General features: G+C 40.2%; 21 protein-coding genes. 11 read left to right on the forward strand and 10 right to left on the reverse strand.

Going from position 1 to position 24,330, the window contains the following annotated elements:
* Window positions 1-57: 57 nt before the first annotated feature.
* Complete coding sequence (locus QZ562_RS10090) at window positions 58-1,698, forward strand: acetolactate synthase large subunit (RefSeq protein WP_293759523.1); 1,641 nt, start codon at window positions 58-60, stop codon at window positions 1,696-1,698.
* A gap of 24 nt (window positions 1,699-1,722) precedes the next feature.
* Window positions 1,723-3,153 carry an aldehyde dehydrogenase family protein gene (locus QZ562_RS10095; protein WP_293759525.1) on the forward strand — a complete coding sequence of 477 codons (1,431 nt, stop codon included), beginning with the start codon at window positions 1,723-1,725 and terminating at the stop codon, window positions 3,151-3,153.
* A gap of 59 nt (window positions 3,154-3,212) precedes the next feature.
* Here QZ562_RS10095 and mutH read toward each other — a convergent pair whose 3' ends face one another.
* Window positions 3,213-3,908, reverse strand: coding sequence for a DNA mismatch repair endonuclease MutH (mutH, locus tag QZ562_RS10100; RefSeq protein WP_293759527.1), 696 nt, complete (start codon window positions 3,906-3,908; stop codon window positions 3,213-3,215).
* A 102-nt stretch (window positions 3,909-4,010) separates the two neighbouring features.
* On the opposite strand from mutH, the gene rppH reads away from it, so the two are divergent.
* The 6 genes from rppH (at window position 4,011) to QZ562_RS10130 (ending at window position 11,515) form a co-directional block, all read left to right on the forward strand.
* Complete coding sequence (gene rppH / locus QZ562_RS10105) at window positions 4,011-4,541, forward strand: RNA pyrophosphohydrolase (protein WP_293759529.1); 531 nt, start codon at window positions 4,011-4,013, stop codon at window positions 4,539-4,541.
* 38 nt (window positions 4,542-4,579) lie between these two features.
* On the forward strand, window positions 4,580-6,868 hold the full coding sequence (gene ptsP, locus QZ562_RS10110; protein ID WP_293759531.1) for a phosphoenolpyruvate--protein phosphotransferase: 2,289 nt from the start codon (window positions 4,580-4,582) through the stop codon (window positions 6,866-6,868).
* 48 nt (window positions 6,869-6,916) lie between these two features.
* Complete coding sequence (locus tag QZ562_RS10115) at window positions 6,917-7,750, forward strand: thymidylate synthase (RefSeq protein ID WP_293759533.1); 834 nt, start codon at window positions 6,917-6,919, stop codon at window positions 7,748-7,750.
* A 41-nt stretch (window positions 7,751-7,791) separates the two neighbouring features.
* Window positions 7,792-8,808 carry a response regulator gene (locus tag QZ562_RS10120; protein ID WP_293759535.1) on the forward strand — a complete coding sequence of 339 codons (1,017 nt, stop codon included), beginning with the start codon at window positions 7,792-7,794 and terminating at the stop codon, window positions 8,806-8,808.
* Window positions 8,809-8,819: 11 nt separating this feature from the next.
* On the forward strand, window positions 8,820-9,773 hold the full coding sequence (locus QZ562_RS10125) for a sensor domain-containing diguanylate cyclase (protein ID WP_293759537.1): 954 nt from the start codon (window positions 8,820-8,822) through the stop codon (window positions 9,771-9,773).
* Window positions 9,774-9,865: 92 nt separating this feature from the next.
* Entirely contained in the window at window positions 9,866-11,515 is a 1,650-nt protein-coding gene (locus tag QZ562_RS10130) for an MFS transporter (protein ID WP_293759539.1), read from the forward strand.
* Between the two features lie 212 nt (window positions 11,516-11,727).
* On the opposite strand, the gene QZ562_RS10135 is transcribed toward QZ562_RS10130, so the two are convergent.
* Both QZ562_RS10135 and QZ562_RS10140 read right to left on the reverse strand, forming a co-directional pair.
* Entirely contained in the window at window positions 11,728-12,060 is a 333-nt protein-coding gene (locus tag QZ562_RS10135; RefSeq protein WP_293759541.1) for a hypothetical protein, read from the reverse strand.
* Window positions 12,061-12,187: 127 nt separating this feature from the next.
* Entirely contained in the window at window positions 12,188-13,006 is an 819-nt protein-coding gene (locus QZ562_RS10140; RefSeq protein ID WP_293759543.1) for a DUF3530 family protein, read from the reverse strand.
* A 206-nt stretch (window positions 13,007-13,212) separates the two neighbouring features.
* On the opposite strand from QZ562_RS10140, the gene QZ562_RS10145 reads away from it, so the two are divergent.
* Entirely contained in the window at window positions 13,213-13,773 is a 561-nt protein-coding gene (locus tag QZ562_RS10145) for a GNAT family N-acetyltransferase (RefSeq protein WP_293759545.1), read from the forward strand.
* Between the two features lie 28 nt (window positions 13,774-13,801).
* Here QZ562_RS10145 and QZ562_RS10150 read toward each other — a convergent pair whose 3' ends face one another.
* Window positions 13,802-14,452 carry a pseudouridine synthase gene (locus QZ562_RS10150; protein WP_293759547.1) on the reverse strand — a complete coding sequence of 217 codons (651 nt, stop codon included), beginning with the start codon at window positions 14,450-14,452 and terminating at the stop codon, window positions 13,802-13,804.
* Between the two features lie 10 nt (window positions 14,453-14,462).
* Window positions 14,463-17,297 (reverse strand): RNA polymerase-associated protein RapA, encoded by a 2,835-nt coding sequence (gene rapA / locus QZ562_RS10155; RefSeq protein ID WP_293759549.1) that lies wholly within the window; start codon window positions 17,295-17,297, stop codon window positions 14,463-14,465.
* 259 nt (window positions 17,298-17,556) lie between these two features.
* Between rapA and QZ562_RS10160 the strand changes: the two genes are divergently transcribed.
* The gene (locus QZ562_RS10160; protein ID WP_293759551.1) at window positions 17,557-18,954 is read left to right on the forward strand and encodes a PhoH family protein; all 1,398 of its coding nucleotides are present in this window, start codon (window positions 17,557-17,559) and stop codon (window positions 18,952-18,954) included.
* A gap of 309 nt (window positions 18,955-19,263) precedes the next feature.
* Here the strand turns inward: QZ562_RS10160 and QZ562_RS10165 are convergent, their stop codons facing one another.
* From QZ562_RS10165 to QZ562_RS10180, 4 genes are all read right to left on the reverse strand, one after another.
* The gene (locus tag QZ562_RS10165) at window positions 19,264-20,106 is read right to left on the reverse strand and encodes a hypothetical protein (protein WP_293759553.1); all 843 of its coding nucleotides are present in this window, start codon (window positions 20,104-20,106) and stop codon (window positions 19,264-19,266) included.
* A 228-nt stretch (window positions 20,107-20,334) separates the two neighbouring features.
* On the reverse strand, window positions 20,335-20,691 hold the full coding sequence (locus tag QZ562_RS10170) for a hypothetical protein (RefSeq protein WP_293759555.1): 357 nt from the start codon (window positions 20,689-20,691) through the stop codon (window positions 20,335-20,337).
* A 20-nt stretch (window positions 20,692-20,711) separates the two neighbouring features.
* Complete coding sequence (locus QZ562_RS10175; protein WP_293759557.1) at window positions 20,712-20,906, reverse strand: CPXCG motif-containing cysteine-rich protein; 195 nt, start codon at window positions 20,904-20,906, stop codon at window positions 20,712-20,714.
* A gap of 77 nt (window positions 20,907-20,983) precedes the next feature.
* Window positions 20,984-21,643: a glutathione S-transferase gene (locus QZ562_RS10180; RefSeq protein WP_293759559.1), complete on the reverse strand. Its 660-nt coding sequence runs from the start codon at window positions 21,641-21,643 to the stop codon at window positions 20,984-20,986.
* Between the two features lie 158 nt (window positions 21,644-21,801).
* Between QZ562_RS10180 and QZ562_RS10185 the strand changes: the two genes are divergently transcribed.
* Entirely contained in the window at window positions 21,802-22,239 is a 438-nt protein-coding gene (locus tag QZ562_RS10185) for a DUF3010 family protein (protein WP_293759561.1), read from the forward strand.
* Window positions 22,240-22,562: 323 nt separating this feature from the next.
* On the opposite strand, the gene QZ562_RS10190 is transcribed toward QZ562_RS10185, so the two are convergent.
* Window positions 22,563-24,329, reverse strand: coding sequence for a choice-of-anchor I family protein (locus QZ562_RS10190; RefSeq protein ID WP_293759563.1), 1,767 nt, complete (start codon window positions 24,327-24,329; stop codon window positions 22,563-22,565).
* Window position 24,330 lies beyond the last annotated feature (1 nt).

Below are 24,330 nucleotides of genomic sequence, written 5' to 3' on the forward strand. Positions count from 1 at the left end.
TCTAGTACGGTCTAGTGGGGTCGGAGATGTGTATAAGGGGCAGCTACAGGAGTGTCCATGAAAGCGTCTGATTTATTTGTAAAAGCTCTAGAAACAGAAGGTGTGGAATACATATTTGGTATTCCAGGTGAAGAGAACCTCGACTTATTAGAGTCTTTGCGAGGGTCACCCATTAAACTTATTTTGACTCGCCATGAACAAGGTGCAGGATTTATGGCTGCTACATATGGACGATTAACTGGTAAAGTTGGCGTATGTTTATCGACGCTCGGTCCAGGAGCAACAAATCTTGTTACTCCAGCAGCATATGCACAATTAGGTGCAATGCCTATGTTAATGATAACAGGGCAAAAGCCAGTTAAAACCAGTAAACAAGGGCGCTTTCAGGTTATCGATGTTGTCGATATGATGCGTCCTATTACCAAATATACTACCCAATTAGTCAGTGGCGACCGCATCCCTTCTGCGGTACGCGAAGCATTTAGGCTAGCTCATGACGAACGACCTGGTGCTACACATATTGAATTACCAGAAGATATTGCGGCAGAAGACACAAATGCTTATTTACTGACGCCCAGCGTGAGTCGACGTCCTATTGCCGAATATAAAGCAATTAATAAAGCGGTAGAGATGATTGAGGCTGCCAAATCACCATTGTTGCTTATCGGTGCTGCAGCTAACCGTAAATTAACTTCTAAAATGCTCAAAGAGTTAGTCAGTAAAACTGGTATCCCTTATGTCACTACGCAAATGGGCAAGGGTGTACTTGACGAAAATGACGATTTGTTTATGGGCAATACAGCCTTGTCATCGGGTGATTTTGTGCACCGTATTATTGACCGTGCCGATTTAATTATTAACGTCGGGCATGATGTGGTCGAAAAACCACCTTTTTTTATGAAGAATGACGGTCAGCAGGTTATCCATATAAACTTTGAGCAAGCAGCAGTTGACCCTGTGTATTTCCCTCAACTGGAGGTGATAGGTGATATTGCCAATACCATCTGGCAGGTGAAGGAACAGATTGTTGCTAAAGCCGAGTGGGACTTTAATTTCTTTTTTAAAGCCCATAACGCTTATCTTGAACACAGAGCTGAAAGTGAAAATGATGCTCGTTTCCCGATTTTACCTGAGCGTTTTGTCAAAGATATCCGCACAGCTATGCCAGACGATGGCATTGTCACTCTTGACAACGGTGTGTACAAAATTTGGTTTGCACGTAATTATCCGGCGGCTTTACCCAATACATTATTACTAGACAATGCATTAGCAACTATGGGTGCTGGTTTACCATCGGCTATGGCAGCTAAAATGGTATACCCAGATAAACCCGTGATCTCCGTATGTGGTGACGGTGGTTTTATGATGAACAGCCAGGAATTAGAAACAGCTGTGCGACTTAAGCTTCATATAGTGGTGATCATTTTGCGTGATGATGCCTATGGTATGATCAAATGGAAACAAGCCAATATGGAATTTGAAAACTACGGTCTAGATTATGGTAACCCTGATTTCGTCAAATACGTGGAAAGTTATGGTGGTAAAGGTTGGCGAATAGCCGCAGCCGATGAGTTACTCCCACAAGTGCAAAAGTGTTTAGCTGAACCCGGTGTCCATTTAATTGATGTGCCAGTAGATTATTCATTAAACGACAAGACTTTAAATCAAACAATACGCATACGTAGTGATGCTATTTAACCCAGATATGACCCAGGAGATTTCATGTTAGCTAAAGCTTACCCTTATTATCTGGCTAATGAAGCCGTATTTGCCAATCAAGGTTTGGCGGTGACTAATAAATATACCAATGAAGTAGCCACTTACACCGCCATCGCTGATGCTAAGGCCATTGACCAAGCGATTGCAGCTGCAGCCGCAAGTCAGCCTTTATTAAATAAAATGGCACCCTATGAGCGCCAAAATATTCTTAATCATTGTGTTAAACGCTTTGAAGAAAGGTTTGACGAACTGGCCCACGCTCTATGTATAGAAGCAGGTAAACCAATTAAAGACTCTCGCGGTGAAGTAACACGCTTAATTGATACCTTCAGAATTGCTGCTGAAGAGTCTGTGCGTATGCATGGTGAAGTCATAAACCTCGAGATTACGCCTCGCGCTAAAGGTTATACAGGCATGTACAAGCGAGTGCCAATTGGTCCATGTTCGTTTATATCGCCTTTCAACTTTCCATTAAATTTAGCCGCACATAAAGTGGCACCGGCTATCGCAACAGGATGTGCTTTTGTACTAAAACCAGCCAGTAGAACCCCGCTAGGTGCATTGATCATCGGTGAAGTACTAGCTGAAACAGATCTTCCTAAAGGTGCGTTCTCGATCCTACCATGTAGCCGTGATGGTGCAGATTTGTTCACCACAGATGAGAGGTTTAAATTGCTAAGCTTTACTGGTTCACCCCAAGTTGGTTGGGAGTTAAAGGCGAAAGCAGGCAAGAAACCTGTGATCCTCGAATTAGGTGGTAACGCAGCTTGTGTAGTGGACGCTGACAGTGATTTAGACGACGCTGTAGAACGAATTGTATTTGGTGCTTACTACCAATCAGGTCAAAGTTGTATCAGCGTGCAACGTGTAATTGTGCATGAGTCAATTTATGATGACTTCAAACAACGTTATACCGATAAAGTTGCCAATTTAATCCATGGCGATCCCTTGAATGAAGATACATTCATTGGTCCAATGATTTCTGAATCAGAAGCCATACGTTTAGATAATTGGGTACAAGATGCTGTTGCTGCAGGGGCTAATTTATTATGTGGTGGTAAACGCGAAGGCAACATGTTGCAAGCTACTTTATTGGAAAATGTACCAAGTGATGCGGCTATTAATACAGAAGAAGCTTTTGGTCCTGTTTCTATTATCAGTTCTTTTAGTGATTTTGATGAAGCCTTAAAAGAGGTCAATAACAGCCAATTTGGTTTGCAAGCCGGGGTATTCACTAGAGATATCTATAAAGCCCACAAAGCATGGGACGAATTGAATGTGGGCGGTGTTGTAATTGGTGACGTACCCAGTTGGCGAGTAGACAACATGCCTTATGGTGGAGTAAAAGAATCTGGTTTAGGCCGTGAAGGCATCACATTTGCTATGGAAGATATGACTGAGATTAGATTGATGGTGTTAAGGACCCCCAAGTAAAAGATAGATATTCATCAAGTACGTAGCGATAAGTGTGGGTGCAAAACTGAGACTTGTCGCTAATACTCTTGAATTTTAAAAAAATCTTGTAGAATTTTATTAGTAAATTCTTTTCTTAAGTAGAAACCTCTTGGTCGAGTATAAATAATTTGTCCATTCTTACCAACAGCTTCAGTTAACGCATCACCGTTGGCCGCTTTTGGGCGAAGCTGCAGGTATTGACCGTGTTTCGCGGTAATGTTCTCTACTTGACCAAGGGCTATCATTTCCATAAGTTCCTCCCAGTCGGCGCGTAATTGATTGTCTTGTGATGAATCGGGTGACCATAAAAAAGGGGTGGCAATACATCTATCTTGTGGGGCAACTTCTCTTCTGCCATCGATAGGCACCCAAAGTACTTGTTGAATTTTGTTTTTGACGCTGCTGGTTTGCCACTCCACTCCAGCTATATTGGTAAGCGGTGCATAACATACATAAGTTGTTTCTAAAGGTTTTCCGTGCTTGTCTATGGGAATGGTTTTTAATTCTATGCCTAATTTTGCAAAGTCTTGTTGTGTCTTAGAACCTGCGCTGGCACCTAGGCAAAGTTCAATGAGTTGACCCGTCCAACCCTTTTCCCGTTTGAAGTTTATGGGAACTTTCACATCTGCGGTCTCCGCGATTTCACCAAGGGTTAGACCGGCTAGCGCTGCTGCTCTTTGCATTAGGTCTTGAATCGATTTAGGTTCAGCGTTGGGTATACTAAATATTTTCATTCGGACTCTTTGACTTGGGAATATTTTTTTTATTGCTTTGAATACGCTGTAGTTTATGGAAGAATACCTCATATTAAAAGAATAGAGTTCTCGGGAGTCTAAGTGATTGATGCCGAAGGATTCCGCGCCAATGTTGGCATAGTGATTTGCAATGAGTCAGGCCAAGTATTCTGGGCAAGGCGCTATGGACAACACTCTTGGCAGTTTCCGCAAGGCGGAATCGATGAAGGTGAAACTGCCGAACAAACAATGTATCGCGAACTCCATGAAGAAGTAGGACTGAAGCCAGAACACGTAAAAATTCTGGCTGTCACCAAAAATTGGTTGCGTTACAAACTGCCTAAGCGATTGGTTAGGCAGGGAAGTAATCCTGTCTGTATAGGTCAGAAGCAGAAGTGGTTTTTATTGCAACTTGTCTGTAAAGAAGAGGATGTAGATTTATTACAATCAGGTCATCCTGAATTCGACGACTGGCGCTGGGTGAGCTTTTGGTATCCGGTGCGTAACGTGGTCTCTTTTAAACGGGATGTATATCGCCGAGTGATGAAAGAGTTTTCAGCTACTGCCATGCCAGAAATTGTAGGGCAAAATCAAGGCAACTATCAAAAAATAAAACGGCGCAGGAAGGTCTAATTTCCGAACCAGATATACATGAGAGATAAATAAGTCTTATGCTTACTACGCTTAAACGCATTGTTCAAGAAGTGAATCAAATTCCTGTATTTGATGATGCGTTAAGCTGTTTGGCTAAAAGATTAATAGAGGCTTTAAAAGTTGACTCATGTAGTATTTATCTGGCTGATTACGAGCATCAGCATTTTATGTTGGCTGCGACTGAAGGTCTGGCAAAAACTGCTGTAGGCAAGGTGTCTATCGGTTTTTCAGAAGGTTTAGTTGGTTTGATTGGCCAACGTGAAGAACCCCTCAATATTAGTGACGCTCAAAGACATCCCCGTTTCAAACACTACCCAGAAGTACAAGAAGATAATTACCATGCCTTCTTGGGTGCGCCAATCATTCATCAACGTAAAGTATTAGGTGTGTTGACTCTTCAACAGCAGCACAAAAGACGTTTTAGTGAAGACGAAGAAGCTTTTTTGGTCACACTTGCAATGCAATTAGCGGTTGAAATTGCCAATGCTAAAGCGCGCGGTTCCATTAATCTTTTACAAGAAAATATTCCCAAAGACTGGCAAAAATCTCTGAAGGGTGTTCCCGGCTCATCTGGGCTAGCCAGTGGTGTGGGTTATTTACAAAACATGATGGTCAGTATCCATAATCATGTTCCTAAACGAAGTAAAAATCAGCATGTGCAAGTTCAAAATTACCGTCAAGCAGTGAAACAAACACAAGCTGATATGGCGGTGTTATCTGAGCGAATGCAAGGTGAGGTACCTGAGGACGTTCGTGCTATTTTCCAGCTTTACTATCATTTACTAGATGCAAACAGTTTAGGTCGAGACGTTGAGAAAGAAATTAAATTGGGGTGGGATGCACCTACATCTCTAAAAATGGTAGTAGAGAATTATATTCGTCAGTTTCAAGCTATGAATGACCCCTATATGCGCGAACGTGCCGTAGATGTTGAGGACATGGGCAATAGGGTGCTGGCTAACATACTTGGTATAACTGCTGATAAACGAGTAAGAAGGGTGATCCCAGACCTTTCTATTTTAATTGCTGAAGATGTCACTGCTGTAATGTTAGCTGAATTTCCAAGTGAAAAACTCATGGGCGTTGTGTCTATGCGTGGGTCAAACAACTCTCATGCAGCAATTATGGCTAGAGCAATGGGAGTGCCTGCTGTGATGGGGTTGAGCAATATACCCATTGCTTTGTTGAACGAAAAAGAAATTTTACTGGATGGTTATACCGGTGACGTTATTGTTTCCCCCAATGTCACTATTAGGCGCGAATTCGACCAGCTAGTTAAAGAAGAACAGTTATTATCTGAACGCATTCGTTTAGAAGATACTTTACCGACAGTCACAACTGATAATTGTGAAATTCGCTTGTTTACTAATGCGGGTTTGTCACTTGAAAAAGAAAAAAATGACAACCCATATTCTGATGGTGTAGGGTTATTTCGTACTGAAATACCTTTTATGATGCGTGAAAGGTTTCCCACTGAGCAAGAACAAGTAGAATTATATAGAGCTCTACTTGAAGCTGAACCCAACAAGCCCTTCACTATGCGCACATTAGACGTAGGAGGTGATAAACCTTTACCTTATTTTCCTATTTCTGAAGAAAACCCGTTTCTTGGTTGGCGCGGAATTCGTATAACACTAGATCATCCTGAAATTTTTTTAGTGCAGATTCGAGCCATGTTGAGAGCCAGCATTGGTTTAGAAAATTTAAGCATTATGTTGCCGATGATAACGTCGGTAAGCGAAGTCAGTGAGGCTAAACGTCTCATTAGGCAAGCTTTTTATGAAGTGGAAGAAGAGGCTCAGGAGCAGGGTGAAAGCCTTTACATGCCTAAAATTGGTGTAATGTTGGAAGTTCCCGCTGTTTTATACCAACTTCCGCAACTATCTAAAATCGTTGACTTTTTCTCGGTAGGCAGCAACGATCTAACCCAATATTTGTTGGCAGTAGATCGTAACAACCCTCGTGTGGCTGAACTATACGATAGCTATCATCCTGCAGTATTGAGTGCTTTGCACACTATTGCCAAACATTCAGACCTATTAAAGATGCCAGTGACAGTGTGTGGTGAACTCGCTGGAGAGCCAGGTGGCGTTGTGTTGTTACTTGCAATGGGCTACCGAAAACTCAGTATGAACAACCATAATTTGCTGAAAGTAAAATGGATTATACGCAATATACATCGGGGCAATGCAGAACAATTGTTAGCCAAAGTGTTGACCTTAAACAATCCGCAAGATGTAAGAGAAGAGATGAATCATTATCTTGAGTCAGTTGGGCTAGGCGGTTTGGTTCGCGCTGGGATATAAGACAATATAAATTTTAAAGTATAATGAAGTATAAAGAGACGGTTGAGAATGCAACAATATTTACAGTTAATGCGCCATATATTAGACACGGGTGTTAAAAAAGAAGATCGCACTGGCACAGGAACATTGAGTGCATTCGGCTACCAAATGCGCTTTGACCTAAGTGCTGGGTTTCCTTTGGTCACGACTAAAAAATGTCATATGAGATCTATTATTCATGAACTTTTGTGGTTCTTAAAAGGCGAAACAAATATTGCTTATTTGATCGAAAATAATGTCAAGATTTGGGATGCATGGGCTACTGACGATGGCGAGTTAGGACCTGTTTACGGAAAACAATGGCGAAGCTGGGAAGGTGCTGATGGACAAGTTATTGATCAAATTAGTCAGTTGGTTGAACAAATCAAAACCAATCCAGACTCAAGACGTTTGATTGTTAGTGCTTGGAATCCAGCTGTATTACCAGATACCTCATATTCGCCAAAAGAAAATGCAGAACAGGGTAGGCAGGCTTTACCTCCATGTCATACTATGTTTCAGTTTTATGTATTGGAAGGTAAATTATCTTGTCAGTTATACCAACGTAGCGGTGATATTTTTTTGGGTGTGCCTTTTAATATTGCTAGTTATGCGCTGTTAACGATGATGTTAGCGCAAGTCTGTGACTTACAGCCAGGTGATTTTATTCATACCTTGGGCGACGCACATTTATATGTAAACCACTTAGAGCAAGCAAATTTACAGCTTACACGCCAACCTTATCCCTTGCCCAAAATGGTAATTAACCCTAATATTAAGGATATATTTTCTTTTGATATCAATGATTTCGAATTAAAAAACTACCAGGCACACGACCACATCAAAGCAGTAGTGGCCATTTAACTTATCCGTTAGAAAAACAAGAATTAGGTGACAATGTCCAGATGACTATTCCTGTACTTATTTGTGATGATTCGAGCTTCGCTCGTAAGCAAATGCAAAGATCTATTCCAGATGGGTGGGATGTCGATATAAGCTTCGCTGAGCATGGACAGGAAGCATTAGACATGATCCGAGCAGGTAAAGCTGACGTGATATTTCTTGATTTAAACATGCCCGTTATGGACGGTTATGAGACTATGCAAGTAATCAAGGATGAAGATTTACCTACTATGGTGATCGTGGTGTCGGGTGATGTGCAACCTGAAGCACGCTCCCGAATGTTGGCGCTGGGTGCGCTTGAATTTATCCGCAAGCCAATCGATAATGCCAAGCTTGTAGAAATCCTCACTCAGTTTGGTTTATATTCGGGGAAAGCTTCTGCTAATAAACGAGCAGAAAATGTTGTACCCATCACAAATAATTCTCATGTTGAAAAATTAGATGCTTATCGTGAAATGGCAAACGTATCGATGGGTCAAGCCGGCGAAAGTTTAGCTAAACTTCTAGGTGAGTTTATCGACTTACCTATCCCTAACGTTAATTTGATTACTAATACTGAATTACACATGGCTATTGCCGACATTCAGCGAAATGAAAGTGTTTCTGCCGTTTCTCAAGGTTTTATAAGCGCAGGTATCAATGGCGAAGCGCTGGTTATTTTTAATGACTCTAACTTTAGCAATATGGTTAAGCTTCTCAAATACACAGACGATAAGAGCAGCGGTTCTTTGGAGCTGGAAGCGCTAATGGATGTTTCAAATATTTTAATTGGCGCTTGTTTACGCGCACTCTCAGAACAGCTTCATTCGGTATTTAGCCATAACCATCCCATTATTTTAGGCCGACACTGCGATTTGGACGATATCCTCAAAACAACAACCCAAAGAAAAGAAGATATGCTGGCAATAGAAATTGCCTATTCTATAAAGAGTCAAAATATCAACTTTGATTTGTTACTATTATTCCCAAACGAGTCTATCGACTTAGTATTCGATAAACTTGTCACATCTCATTCTTAAGGTTCGATTTTATGAAAGTTGATAGCAGTTTGGCAGAAATGCATTGGAAACATGATCTACTTGGTTCGATTGAGGTGGGAATTGTTGTGCTAGATAAAGAATTTAATGTGCAGGTGTGGAATCAGTTTATGGAAAATCACAGTAGTATCGTGCCGGGAATGATCCAAAATAAAAATTTATTTGAATTTTTTCCTGAAATAGATGAACAGTGGTTTACTCGCAAAGCGGCACCTGCATTTTCGTTAAAGAGTCCAGTATTTATTATCTGGGAACAGCGCCCATACTTGTTTCATTTTAATTGTAGTCGCCCAATTACTTCTCAAGCTGAACATATGTTCCAAAACATTACGATCTTTCCGCTGGCATCTTTGACAGGACAAGTGGAGCGAGTATGTTTGGTGATTTACGATGTGACAGAAGAGGCATTAAGTCGCCTAGGTATGCAGTCACTAAATAGACAATTAGAAAAGATGAGCCAAGTAGACGGTTTGACTGGGTTATGCAATAGACATTTCTGGGAAGAACAGTTTGTTATGGAGTATAAAAGAGATAAGCGCAACGGAAACCCCTCATCACTAATAATGGTAGACATCGACTTTTTAAAAGAAGTTAATGATATGTATGGTCATCCTGCAGGTGACAAAATCATTAAAACTTTGGCCAGTATCATCAAAAAAACGACTAGAGAAACCGATATTGCTGGTCGTTATGGTGGAGAAGAGTTTGCCATCATATTGCCAGATACCCCCGTAGCTAATGTAGAGTTTGTAGCAGAGCGCATTCGCCGCTTAGTTGAAAAATGTACTGTGGTTTATGATGAAAAGCATATTTCATTCACTATTAGTATCGGTATTGCAGGTTTTAAAGACACCTACAAAGACAGTACACAATGGTTAGATTCAGCCGACAAAGCATTGTATGAGGCTAAAGATATGGGTAGAAACCAAGTAGTGTTAATTGAATAAACTTAACCAAACGTCGTGTCCTAGTGATGGGATATACCCAATACCAAGATTGTTACCTTAATTATTAATTACGATTACGGAATAACAAGTTAATGAATGATATCCCTAAGGCTTCTCAAGCGACTTGGTTAGATACCATAAAGTCTTTCAAACACCCTCGAGTTATCACAATGTTGTTTTTTGGCATTTCAGCTGGATTACCTTTGTTACTGATATTTTCATCTTTAAGCTTGTGGTTACGTGAGGCGGGAATAGATCGTGCAGCCGTCACTTATTTTAGCTGGGCCGCCTTAGGTTATTCTTTTAAATTTGTTTGGGCACCCTTGGTAGATAGCTTACCGATCCCAATTCTTACGCGTTTTTTGGGCCGCCGCCGAGCTTGGATGTTATTGTCACAAGTGATGATTATGCTAGCCATTGTCGCTATGGCCTTTGTTGATCCGGCCACGCAAACCTTAGTAGTTATTGCATGGGCAGCGGTATTATTAGGCTTTTCATCGGCGACCCAAGATATAGTGATTGATGCCTATCGAATTGAGTCTGCGGATACGCAGTTACAAGCATTAATGTCATCTAGCTACATCGCCGGTTACCGTATCGGTATGCTGATTGCTGGAGCTGGATCCTTGGTGTTAGCCAGTTATTTTGGCTCGAGCATGGGCGAGTATGATTATCTGGCTTGGCAAACAACCTATCTAATTATGGCTGCAATGATGTCGCTCGGTGTGATAACCACCTTAGTGGTCAGCGAGCCGCAATCAAATAATCTCACTCAGGCACAAGATAAGCACACTCAAGCACAAGATAAGCAGAACCAAGCACAAGATAAGCAGAACCAAGCACAAGATAAGCAGAACCAAGCACAAGATAAGCAAAACCAATTAGGTTTTTTCCTGATGTTTGTATTTGCTGTTAGTGGCTTTGTGGCTAGTTTTTATTTGACGGCATCTGATGCGGTGTCGGCAAAAGCAGCATTAAGTTCGCTGATAGCTAATAGCTATTTAGCCAATGCAATGATTGAGCTTGCTCGTTTAGCTTTAGCCTTAATAGTTGCTGGTCTTATTGCTAAAATAGTCATTGCTAGCGGCCTAGTGCAACAAAAAAAAGTCTTTGTCACTTACATTGAACCGGTCAACGATTTTTTCCAAAGATATGGCTGGTCGTTAGCGTGGTTATTATTGGCCTTGATTGGTTTGTACCGGATCTCCGATATTGTAATGGGTGTAATAGCTAATGTATTTTATTTAGATTTAGGTTTTACCAAACCTGAAATTGCTAGTGTTGTGAAAACTTTTGGTTTAATAATGACCATTGTAGGTGGGTTTTTAGGCGGCCTATTAAGCGTACGCTTTGGTGTATTGAAAATTTTGTTCTTGGGCGCGTTGTTGTCAGCGATAACCAATCTATTATTTATGTTACTTGCTCAAGTCGGCCATGATATGAATTTGTTATATCTGGTTATTTCGGCAGATAATTTATCGGCAGGTTTAGCTAGTGCTGCCTTTATTGCTTTTTTATCTAGTCTAACCAATATCTCATTTACTGCCGTGCAATATGCTATTTTCAGCTCGTTAATGACTTTACTACCAAAAATATTAGGTGGCTATTCAGGTACGATTGTTGAAACTATAGGTTACCAATACTTTTTCTTAAGTACTGCATTGATGGGGGTTCCTGTACTGGTATTGATTTTGTGGGCCAATAAACGCTTTGATATGTATTCTGCCACTACATCAAGCTGACTCAATTGTATTTTATGGCCACAAGTAGCGGTTTTTTGTGGACTGAACTGATGGAAACCTGGCTGTATTTTTTTACTAACCGTATTAATGGTTATTCCAGGTTTATTATTGTTGAGATTTATAAGAGATGATATTCATTGCCTCTAACAAGGATAAATGTTCGTTTCAGGATAAATTATAGAACTTCGATATTGATAGCCAAACTAAAAGGCCTAAGGCCTTATTCCAATGCAATCTAATGGTAATGGGTAGTTACCTTCACTCTCTAGGCAATCAAGACAGGTTTCTAGTTCACCTCTTAAGTATGGGTCTTCAATAAGCGTGTTCTGAGGCCAGTAATGAACCTGATGCAATACATGCCAAAACACTTGCTCGGTTTTTTCATAAGGTAAATGTTTACCCTTTTCAACTTGGTGCCATTCTTCCATGGTATCCCAGAAAAATAAATCTAACTCTGAATAAGGAATTTTTTCTTGCAGAAAACTTCGGACAAAATACGCCAGTTGTTTAGACTTATGCTCTACAAAATTACTAACTGTGGACACTAATAAAAGGCCTTCTTAATTGTTGATAACAACTGATCCCAAGTATAGCTATGTTTTTTATTTTTACAGGGACTAGAATCCTTATTTTGAATAAGGACTATCTGCAAATACTGCTATAAAGACTTTATTACCATCCCATATGGCTTAGCCATCCATAAATTTCTTTACTAAGATAAACGTTATATTGATGATATGTATTAAATCCAAGCAATTCTCGTTGTCGATATTGTAATTTTAGTGATTTGATTGAAGCGATTTCACGTTGAGAAACTGTTGTTTGCGACCATCCATTATCCCTGCTGTTATACAAATCTAATACTGGCATAGGCGTATTAGCAATCCATTGAGGTAGCCGTTGATTTTTTTCTCTGTCTGGCCAAAAGGGACTGATAGCCACAAAAGCGTTCGGTGCATCTAAGGTTTTCTCTGCATAAATTTTGCTTAACCAAGCAGCACTGGTGCCTTTGCTGATGACTAGGAAAAAGCCTGGGTACTCTTGAGATTTTTCGAAGGCGGCTTGTAAATGAGAGACAAGTTGTTGTTCGTGTTCTGCAAATGCCTGCTTATCTATGGTCGTTACTGCAGACTGACTTATATCTCGATCCACATTCGATGCGGTGAGCATTTGTTTTTTGGTGGAGCTATCTGTTTCTTTCGCAACGGCTGTTTTTACATCCTCTTCAATAGCTACATCTGGAGAAAATGTGGGAATGAAACCTATGTCGGGAGCTTGCAGTAAAATAGTGACCCAACCCACCTTATTGAGCTCGTTGGCTAAAGCGGAGAAACCTTCCTGGCCGACTATAGGTATGCCACTATCAGCAATCATCACTGCTACACCTCTGGTAATGGCCGTAGTATTTTCTTGTAGTACATAAATAATTGGTTGACCGTCAATATCAAAATTTTGGTAAGCATCAGCAAATAGTCCACGTTGAATATCCAATCTTCTTAGTAATTGGTTATTTGAGGTAGCAAAACTGAGCGAACACAGTAAAGCGAGAAAAATGAAAAGAAAAAATTTAATAACGATAATGACCTTAATTAATAGACTCAGTTAGTTTATCGGAAAGTAATAGGTAGTACTTTAATTTTGCAGCAGTCATTATTTCGTTAATAATAGATCAACGTACATTTTTTATCAGAGGCTTCATGTCTAACCTAGAATTTCCAACGCTTGAAACTACGCGTTTATTACTTAATCGACTTACGACAGATGATCGCGAACCTCTGTTCGCTATATTTTCAGATCCTGACATCATCGAACATTACGATGTTGAACGTTTCAAAAAAATTAATGAAGCGGATCAATTAATTGCGTATTTTGATGCTCGATTTGATAGTGACACCGGAATTAGGTGGGCAATTCGTGACAAATCATCTGGTGTGTTTTTGGGTACTTGCGGTTTTACTCATTGGAACGAGTTTGACCACAGTGCAGTTGTGGGTTACGAATTGTCTTCACATTTTTGGGGCAAAGGTTATGCATCAGAGGCGGTTGGCACTATTATCAATTTTATTTTTTCTGACGATTTTCATTTTTATGTGCATCGTGTTGAAGCACTCATTTTACCAAGCAATCAGCCATCAGAAAAATTATTGAAAAGTTTAGGATTTTCTTTCGAGGGAACTTTACGTGGAAAATGTTATTGGAATAGTGGTTTCCATGACATGAAAATGTATGGAATATTGCGAAATGAACACCTTAAATAGTTGTTGTTAAAACGTACCAATAGAATCACTAAAACGGTACCTTAGACTCAAAATATAACGTTTGCTCTGTGACTGGATGGCGTAAGCTAAGAAACATCGCATGTAAGTTAAGTCTGTCAGCCATATCTAAGGCTTGCTCATGGGCGTATAAAGTGTCACCTATAATAGGATGCTGAATACTCAACATATGCACTCTTAGTTGGTGTGAACGACCTGTGACTGGTTTCAGTTCTACACGTGTTGTGTTGGCATTTCTTTCAAGTACCCGCCAGTGTGTCAGCGCTTTTTTACCCCGTTCATGATCGACAATTTGTTTTGGACGGTTTGGCCAGTCACAAATCAGCGGTAAGTTGATTACTCCGGAGTCTTGTTTCAGGATATCAAAAACAATAGCTTGGTACACTTTAGCTGTTTCACGCAATTCAAACTGCTTGGATATATGCCTATGAGCGGGCTTGTTTAAGGCCATCACCATCAATCCTGATGTGGCCATATCTAATCGATGGACTATTGTCGCAGTGGGAAACACCGTTTGTGCTCGGGCTTGTAAACAATCAGCATGTTCTTTACCTGGAACACTTAACAGCCCGCTGGGTTTATTAAATATAACGATGTCATCATCTTGAAAAACAATCTCCAAGTAAGGGTTCAAAGGGGGATTGTAGTTAAGAATTTCCATACGCTAGCCTTTACTTAGGATTATTCACAATCAGCCTGACAGCCTCAAGATTTAATCTTGCCTCGCCCATGATGCTTTCAAGGTTGTCGATCTGATTAGACACGTGTTCAATCTCTTCATCGCGAATAGCAGGGTTCACTTTTTGTAAGCTTTGTAATCTGGCTAATTCACTACCTAACAACTGTTGCATCAGCGTTATTCGTTTGTTTTTTATTCGCACAGCTTCTTGATCAGCTTGTTGGTAGGCATTATGTAGGCATTTTTCCACCTGAGTTTTAAGCGCGCTGATGAGTTGATTGCCCATTTTGGGGAGTACAGGTTCTAATTGAATAAATGGTTTGGTTATAGATTGTGATTTTGCATCAATACAGATCTTAAGCGGTGTTGGCGGTAAGAATCGAGAGAGTTGCAAACCTTTTGCCGCTTTAGCTGAAAGTACAAAAAGACATTCTAGCCAATATGCACCGGCAGGTTTGCTTTTATCTCGGCAAAACGCAATAGAACTTTTACCTATCACGTCTGTGGTCAACATATCCATAGCATGCTGTATCATTGGGTGGTCCCAACTTAGGAAAGTGACATGTTCTAATAATGTTGCCGTTGTGCGTTCATAGGTAATGGTCATACCTTCCTCGTCTAAACCTGGAAGAGGGCTAATCATGGTTTCGGTAGGGCGCAATAAATAGCAGCTTTCATCATGATCCTCTTGTAACAAACCAATGGCATCAAACAGGCGAGTCATAAAGAGTTCGAGTTTAGGTGACTGTTCTGCCTGCATAATTTGCTCTAAAAAGACATCAACTCTTCCTTGACCCGATGAATTGAGCTCTAACAATTTATCTCTACCTTGCTCAAGTTTTAACTTGAGTTCGCGGTGTAGGCTAGCGGTTTGTTTGATCAGCTGTTCTGACTTAGGGATATCTTCAGGATTTTGAATACAGGTGTATAACATTTCTTGGGTTTCTTCATACACCGTCATTCCAGTGGGACAAGTATGCTCGAAAGCGCCTAAACCTTCGTGATACCAATTGAGTAACACTTGCTGAGCACTCATATCAAAATAAGGAACATGAATACACACATCGTGTTTTTGGCCTATACGATCGAGTCGACCTATGCGTTGTTCTAAAAGGTCAGGTACTAAAGGTAAATCAAACAAAATTAAATGATGTGCAAACTGGAAGTTACGACCTTCACTGCCAATTTCGCTGCAAATTAGCACTTGAGCGCCGTCTTCAGATTGAGCAAAATAATTAGCAGCTCTGTCTCGTTCAACGATCCCCATACCTTCATGAAATACAGTTGAGCGGGTGCCTGATTTTACTCGCAATACTTCTGATAATTGCAATGCAGAACTGGCGTTAGCACAAATCGTTAAGACCTTTTCGCCCTTTAATAATTTTAACTGGGCTGTAAACCAATCAACTCTGGGATCAAAATTCACCCAAGTATTGACCACGTCTGGATGCCTTTCTGGTGTCAGCTGTAACTGAATATTATTTGGTTCCTCTGCTAGAAGTAAAGAATACTCAATAGGTTGGGTTAATGAATAACTGAATAATTTTCTACTTGGAAAACCACTCACTCCAGCCCGACTGTTTCTGAATAATAGTCGTCCTGTGCCATGCTGATCTAATAAAGTGTGCAGTAATTTAGTCTTAGTTTCTGAGTCTGATGCATCTATACCTTGCAACATATCAGCCGCTGCAAATTGACTAATAGCCTGAATATTGTGGTCGCTTAATTTATCTCCGGTAAGCAATGGGCTTATGGCAGTCGCCAACTGGCTATACTGTTTTTCTTCTGCGACAAAGCTTTGATAGTCATGAAAACGTGCAGGGTCGAGTAGTCTTAGTCTAGCAAAGTGGCTTTCATGTCCAAGTTGGTCAGGGGTGGCAGTAAGCAGCAAGACCCCTTTAGTGACGTTGGCTAAGCCTTCTATAACCTGATACTGCTGGGAGGGCTGGCCTTGCGACCAGATTAAATGATGTGCCTCATCTACCACCATTAAATCCCAATCTGCTTCAAGTGCTTGTTGGTAGTAGCGGCTGTTGTGGGTCAAAAAGTCAAGACTGCATATGATCAGTTGTTCAGCTTCAAATGGATTACTTGCATCTTCTGACATAGCTTCACAGCGTTGTTCATCAAATACTGAAAAAGCCAAGTTAACTCTATGTAGCATTTCTACCAACCATTGATGTACCAAACTAGATGGTACAACAATCAACACCCTCTGAGCTCTAGCAGTGAGTAACTGCTGATGAATAATTAAGGCAGCTTCAATTGTTTTACCTAAGCCAACTTCGTCAGCCAGTAATACTCTTGGAGCATGGCGTCTGCCTACTTCAGAGGCTATGTGTAACTGGTGAGGAATAAGATCGACTCTTGCACCAACAAAACCGAGTAACGATGAGGTGCTATGCTCGAATTGATGGGACAGACATTGTTCACGTAAGTCAAACCATTTGGGGTCATCAAACTGTCCATTCAGTAATCGTTGTTCTGGTTGATTAAGCTGAAAATGGTGGTCGACGAAGGTTTCTTTTAGAGTAACAGCTTCGTTATTATCAGTTCGATGTCCAATATATGTAAGTTGGTTATCTTTTTCCTGTACTTGCTCGACTAGCAGCTCCCAGCCTTCATGGCTTTTTACGCTATCGCCAATCACAAACTCTATACGTGTCAAAGGAGCAGTCTGGGCTGCATAGATACGACTTTCACCCGTAGCTGGATATACCACTGTGACTGTGCGTGCTTCAATTTGCACAATAGTACCTAGACCTAAATCAGTTTCAGTATCACTGAGCCAACGTTGCCCCAAGGCAAAAAATTGTTGCTTAGCCATTGTCTTGTTATCACCTATGAAATTACTACTGTGGGTTCATACTAAGTCACTGGAGGCCAGTGCGGTGCGCATTGTAACAAAAAATTTACCCTGTACTGTCTAAAAGTAGATGATTGTCTAGAGAAAGTGTTTTATTGTTTAATAGTAAGCCTGTAGTTAAGTATGTTTTAAGCATAAGTGTTTATTAAATGCACGAAGGCTTATTAAAAAACATGACTTAACTGGCAGGTACTGTATCAAAATCCTATAGGAGCGCCGGATGTCACGAGTAAAAGTAGCAAGTACAAAAATTTACGTGTTAGATACTAATATACTGCTTCATGAACCCCTTGCCTTTTTATCCTTCAAAGAAAACGATGTTGTTGTGCCCATGACAGTTCTTGAAGAATTGGATTATATCAAAGACAGTAAAAAAGATGTTGCCCGCGATGCTCGAGTATCTATTCGAGCCATGGAAAATTTACTTCACGATGCCACCCCTGAAGATCTAATGCAGGGAGTATCAATGCAAGGTTTCGGTGCAGGAGAGTCCGCGCCGACAGGCAGTTTATCAATTTTTGTCGACCACGGTGTACCCGTGTCGCAGCAAATTTTCACCAGTAACGAAAATGATAATCGGATTATCAACAGTGCGTTGTATTTACAAAAATCTCAACATTCAAAACAAGTGGTATTGGTCACTAAAGACATCAATATGCGTTTAAAGGCCAAAGGAGCTGGATTGGCACATGTAGAAGACTATCGCACCGATCAGATGGTCACCGATATTAAATATTTGTCTAAGGGCTATCATCATATTAACGGTAATTTTTGGGATGAGGTGAAATCGGTAGATAGTCGTACAGAAGGCCGAGATACTATTCACACTATTGAACGTAACGTATTACCCAATGCATATGTAAATGAATTTTTATTAGATGGAAGCCAGCATTTTGCTGGTCTAGTTGAGTCCGTCAGCGGCGACTATATGGATGTTCTAGACTTAGGTTACGAAAGACTCATGGCGCGAAGAGCTTGGGGTATTTCACCAAAAAATATTGGCCAAGCAATGGGTTTACATGCATTGCTCGATCCACATATTGACTTAGTTATTTTAACCGGGCCAGCAGGGAGTGGAAAAACCTTACTGGCTTTAGCAGCAGCACTTGAAATGGTCGTAGAAAAAAATATGTATGACAAGATAATCGTAACCAGGAGCACACCTGAAATCGCTGAGTCTATTGGTTTTTTACCTGGCACCGAAGAAGAAAAAATGGCGCCTTGGCTTGCTGCCATCACTGACAGTTTAGAGGTGCTACATAAAAATGATGAAAATGTGAAAAGCTCCATGAGTTACATCATGGAAAAAGCGAATATTCAGTTTAAATCAGTCAATTTCATGCGTGGTCGAAGTATTCAAAATGCCATTGTCATACTCGATGAGTCACAAAATCTGACTGCATCTCAATTAAAAACTATTATTACTCGATGTGGTGAAGGTACTAAGTTGATATGTAGTGGTAATTTAGCGCAAATTGATAGTAATTATCTAAGCGCTGTGACTTCAGGTTTAACTTACATAGTAGAGAAATTCAAGAGTTTCTCTGGTAGTGCCACAATAAATTTAGACGGAGTTGTGCGCAGTAGATTAGCAGAATTTGCTGAGGAACAATTATAAGCAAAATGTTTGGACAACAAATATGCAGTTAGTAAAAAGTGCAGTTAGTAAAAAGTGTAGTTAGTAAAAAGTGCAGTTAGTCAAAAATGTAGTTAATGAAAGTGAAAGTTAAGCATTAATAAAACGCGGTACTATGATGTTAGTTGATAACGATAAGATCAATATTGATATCTTAAAGGTAGGTTTTATCTCGTCATCACAGTCCCGCGTCGCGAAGACTTTATTGAAGCATTAACGCCGATAATAGAACATTAGCCTGATGTGATATTATTAGGCATGACTAATTAATCTTAATTAGGACCAGAAACCTTAAGGTATTTCCTCGAAACTATACATATTACCGGCAATATCTGTGCTGCTGCGCGTTGCAATATTACCTAAAGGGATCTTGGCGGGGCCTGTGGGTTCCATTAATAAATAGTCTGAGCCATTTATAGCTAAGGTTTGTTCGCCGTCTCTAAAAGGCAGAACGATGCCCAATAATGCATGATTAGGTAAATATAACATCGTCATTTTTGCATCTGGCAGTAAAGAGCGGATTAAGCTTGCCATTAATACCGCTTTGCTATCACAGTCCCCTTGGTTATTGGCCACAACAGAAAGTGGTGGCAGGTAACCAGCACCATTAGAATTTAAGCGATCTTCTAATTTATTGTAAGGAATGCTTTGTACCCAGCTGAGAACTAAATTCACATAGGCGCGGGTGTCACTATTGATAGGAAGTTTTTCGAACACTGCTTGAGCTATAGGTAATAAGGCCGTTTTGTTTTCTGAGATATACCGCAAGTGATCAGGCTTTATCGCTTTTTGGCCAAGATGAGAACGAAAGTAACTGTAATAATTATCTTGAAGATATTGGTTAAGAGCTTTTTCCTTACTTTGATCCATTGAACGTTGCCACCGCTCTAATAAATTATTGGATCTACTGGTAACTTCAATTTGTATATCTTGTCCTCTTCGTTGTATCTGAACTCTAGCTTCTTTGGGGCTGATCTTACGTGCAGCTTTGTGCAGTTCAATATATACATACTGCTGAGCTAAACTAGGAATGAATTTTTTGTGAGTTTGTTTGTTAAGTTTCAACAATGGCAATGTGAAAGCGATGTCTTGTGCTTGCTCTTGATGATCTGACCAAGAATAATTGAAATACATCTGCTTACTTTGTTTAGACTTATTAAAGGTTAGCTGCTGTGCAAGGCTAGGCAAATGTAGGCTGATAAAAGCGATTGCGCACCATGTTATTATATTTCGAGGCATCTTGACCATAAATATGATTTTGACTTATACAGATAGAATGGCGTCAGGTTACCACCAACTTGAGATAAACAAAAATTGGCCAACATGTGTGGGCCAATTGTAAACTAATTGATTTCTGGGACCCTAGTTTAGTTGTTTTAAACTAAGTTGACCTTGCGAATAGATAACATCCACTAAGGGAATAAAGCCTGCCGGTGTAGCTAAGTTGACATACCCCTGAGGTTGCTCAATTAAAATATCACCGAAGGTAGTCTGTCTATTTGGTGTGGGTTCGCATTTAATCTTCAAATTGTCGCTGTTGACCCAGCGAGTTGCCCCCCCACTGGCAGCAAAGGCTATGTCAATCTCATCACTATCAACTTGTGTTGAAAACTCGTAGTTGTGTATATGTTTTGTAACCAGCTTTACCAACGTTCTTTCATCTTCTGCTTTTTGAATAATGACTTGTAACGACTGATTAGCATTAAATACATCTATCATCTAGTGACCTTATTGTTTTGTTATTCACTGTCAGTAGTGGCTATGATATTAAATTGGTCATTAATACCAGCCGTTACAAAAACTTCAATGGGTGAACAACAAATTTGACAATCTACAATTTGTTGCTGGTTTAAATCGTTTTCCTCATCAATTTCAATATTATTTATGACCATGCAGTAAGGACAGCTAAATTTTGCGTTTGTGGTGAAACTCATGTTTGTTCTTCAAAAATAGATACATTTATAACACGTGTTACGCCAACATTTTATTAATTGATCAGTAGTTGTAATATTTAACTAAGATTAGCAATATATTTTTTGAATTCTATATTGGCTATTTTTCTGCCTTTTGCGATTTTAATAACATCTTCACGCTCATTTAATGTAGCCATAAGTTGCTTAGCACCCGGTGCTATATCAAGTAAGTCAATATCAAATAATTTACCAGCAACTGCAGATGCTAAATCAGCGCTATAAAGAAACACTATGTCAGCAGCTGTTAGTTGCTTGCCTGCCAGATAAGGACTGAAGTGGGCGCATCGAGCCAAACCTTCGATACCTTTACATAAAGCACGTTTAACCTCTTTTTTAGTCAGTTCGTCGGCGACTTGTCCAAAAAAGACTTCAGAGTGACAACGTCTTGCAGGAAGTTCTAAGTATAACTCTGTTATCTTAATCAATTCTTTAATCTTAGCTTTTTCAAACATATTACCTGGATACAGAGGTTTGTCTGGGTAAGTGTCATCAAGATACTCAAGGATGACATTGGTTTCAGTTAAAATACCTTGCTCAGTTTCTAAAGCAGGTACTTTGCCCATCGGACTTTTAGTTAAATAGTCTGCTGACTGATTGGGATAAAGGATGACCGATTTATATTCAATACCTTTAATAGCTAAGGCTAGTTTGATCATATTGAAGTAGTTACTCACATCGAAGCCATACAGTGTTAACATTTTATACCTTTAAATAATTATTAAGTGAAGATACATGTTGGTGCAACTGTGTAATTCACTCAACATCGTTTTATTGATGTATTGGTATCACTGATTTTTAGGAATTAAGTTATAATACCTGCAATTCAAGTTAAAATTAAAAGTAAGAGTAAAATGTTATGCGGGTAATCGGTGTTGATTTAAGTAGTAATGATGCAAATATATGTTTGTTATCATTGGCTGAAGAAGTATTCCAAATTCCTGATTGCCATACGCGCAAACTATCATTGCCTAAAAACGCAATCGCTAAAGATTTACGCTATTTTCAAAAAACTTTTGCGCAATTAGTACAGGACTACAAAATAGACCACATTGTTATTCGTCAGCGACCAATGAAAGGTAAATTTGCTGGTGGTGCAGTAGGCTTTAAAATGGAAGCCGCATTAGAGTTGTTGACTGATGTTGAGGTGATAGTGTTATCTCCTACTGCGATTAAAGAATCATTGAAGCGTAACCCAGTACTTGTGCCTATGCCCGAGACAGGATTGAAGATGTTTCAAGAAGTCGCCTTTAACACGGCTTTTGCGTATTTGATGAAAGACAAATATGCGGGGTAAAGGCAGTCACTAGCCACAGGCTATTAGCTTAAGACAAAAAATAAAAAACGGCATTATTTGTAATAATCAATGCTGTTCTTTATTAAATGCAAAATTAAATATGAAAAAATATTTTGCGTAGCTCTTATTCCTTGGTGATAAGCATTTTAGCTCGAAAAATAGCCTGCAAAGCTAAGAGCAAAAAATTTGAAACCACAGAAACCACAGAAAAGAGAGGTTGAAAAGGTTAAAAAAGAGAATATATCTGTCTTGTCATTTTCCCAGTGTAGCGTCAGACTCTTTTTATCTGTGGTAAACAGCTTTTATGTTTTAGCTCAACGATTTTAGCCCTCAGTAATCTGCCAGATCGAAACTGTACCGCTGATTTCATTGCCAATGATGACTAAAGCGTTGCCGGTTGGACTATTGGCAGCGTCAACAAACACCATGCCTTCTGGACCATTATCACCCATTATGTCACCACCTTCGGTAAGGTCACGGTTAATTACATAATCGACAAATTTAGTATCATAAGGGTTGCTGACATCGTAAACAAAAATGCCGCCCATACGCTCCAAACCAATAAATGCATAGGTTTTATCACCTACTTTACCCACTGTTAATGCTTCAGGCTCAGGACCTTTATTCGCAGAGCGCGCGTCTCCCTCATTTTCATCATTATTGTTGTTGAAGGCATTACCATGAATAGAAGCGCTAATGCGCTCAAAATCATCACCCGAATCAAACACCACTAACCCATTGCTGTCCCAGATAGTAAATGAACGTGCACCATAGGCATAAAGAGCTTCATGTTCACCATCGCTGTCACTGTCACCCAATATTTTAGTCACATTTAAGCGTCCTAGTGGATAGGCAGTGAAGTCAAAGTCTTTTGGATCATCACCGGCAATGGTATCCAGATTAGAGCCAGGGGCGTAATCAAGACGGCGAGCTTGAGTTTCTTCACTGTACGACAAACATCCATCATCCTCGTCAAAGTCTTGGCCACCTGCAGTGTTGCATAAGTCTTCATCTTGATCGCCGTTAGCGTTAAACGTATCGAAGAAGTATTCTCTGGCATCACCTTCGTTTGCGGTCAATAGAAAGTCAGCACCCTTCCATTGATACGAGGCAATGGTATCAGGCATATACATACCGTAAAGATCGTCATATTGCCTAAAACTGACTGTGCCATCTTCCATGCCATCAAATTGATAATCACTCCAATCTTTAAAACCAAGGCCTATCACTTGTACACGGTTGTCAGTTAAATCAATAATTGCTAAGCCGTTGTTTTCTTGCAGTGTGACGTAGGCAACGTCATTAGTGGTGGTGATATATTCAGGTTCTAAATCTTGCGCGACTGTTGTGTTGATCAAGGTGCCATTAATAGTGCGACCCGATGGATTAGGAAAGTGCATGCCTAGTGTTTCTAGCTCAGTTTGTTTGCCATTATAGTCAGAGAAGCTGATATTGATTGATGTGTCGCTTGGTGTGCCGTCTACAATCGTGATCACTGATATCGAACCTTCGGGGTCAATATTGTAGTCACCACTCGGCTCACCTTCATTGGCAGTCAAGACTTTGCTGGCATCTGGTGTGAAAATGACCATGTCAGGCAAGTTACCTACTTCTACCGCTTTTACGAAAGTTGGTGAGGATGTATCCAGTCCGTTATAAAACAATACCATGCCATTGGTTGCTTTATCTTTTGCGGGCACTGATACAGCCATCCAGTCACCAGATACTGCAACGCTGGTGGGGCCAGCTAAAACAATGCCACCTTGTTCAGTGGGCAATACTAGTGCAATAGACGTTAGGTTTTCATCCGACAGAGGATTGTTCAAAGCTTCAGAGGTTAAAGATGATGCATCAATCATTTCAATAGTAGGCTCATCAGCAGCACCATTGATTGCATAGATAGTTTTGGACGCTGGGTGGAATTGAACTATTTCCGCCGCACCTTCGGGATCGCTAGGATTAAGTTTGATCCGTCCAACCAAATTCAGACTGATATTTGCATTGGCGTCTTGACCATCAGTGCCATTTGCTCCAGAAGAACCTACTGCACCCTGAGCACCAATTATACCATCATCCCCCTTAGCGCCGATT

The organism is uncultured Paraglaciecola sp. (assembly GCF_913058035.1).
Lineage (GTDB): Bacteria > Pseudomonadota > Gammaproteobacteria > Enterobacterales > Alteromonadaceae > Paraglaciecola.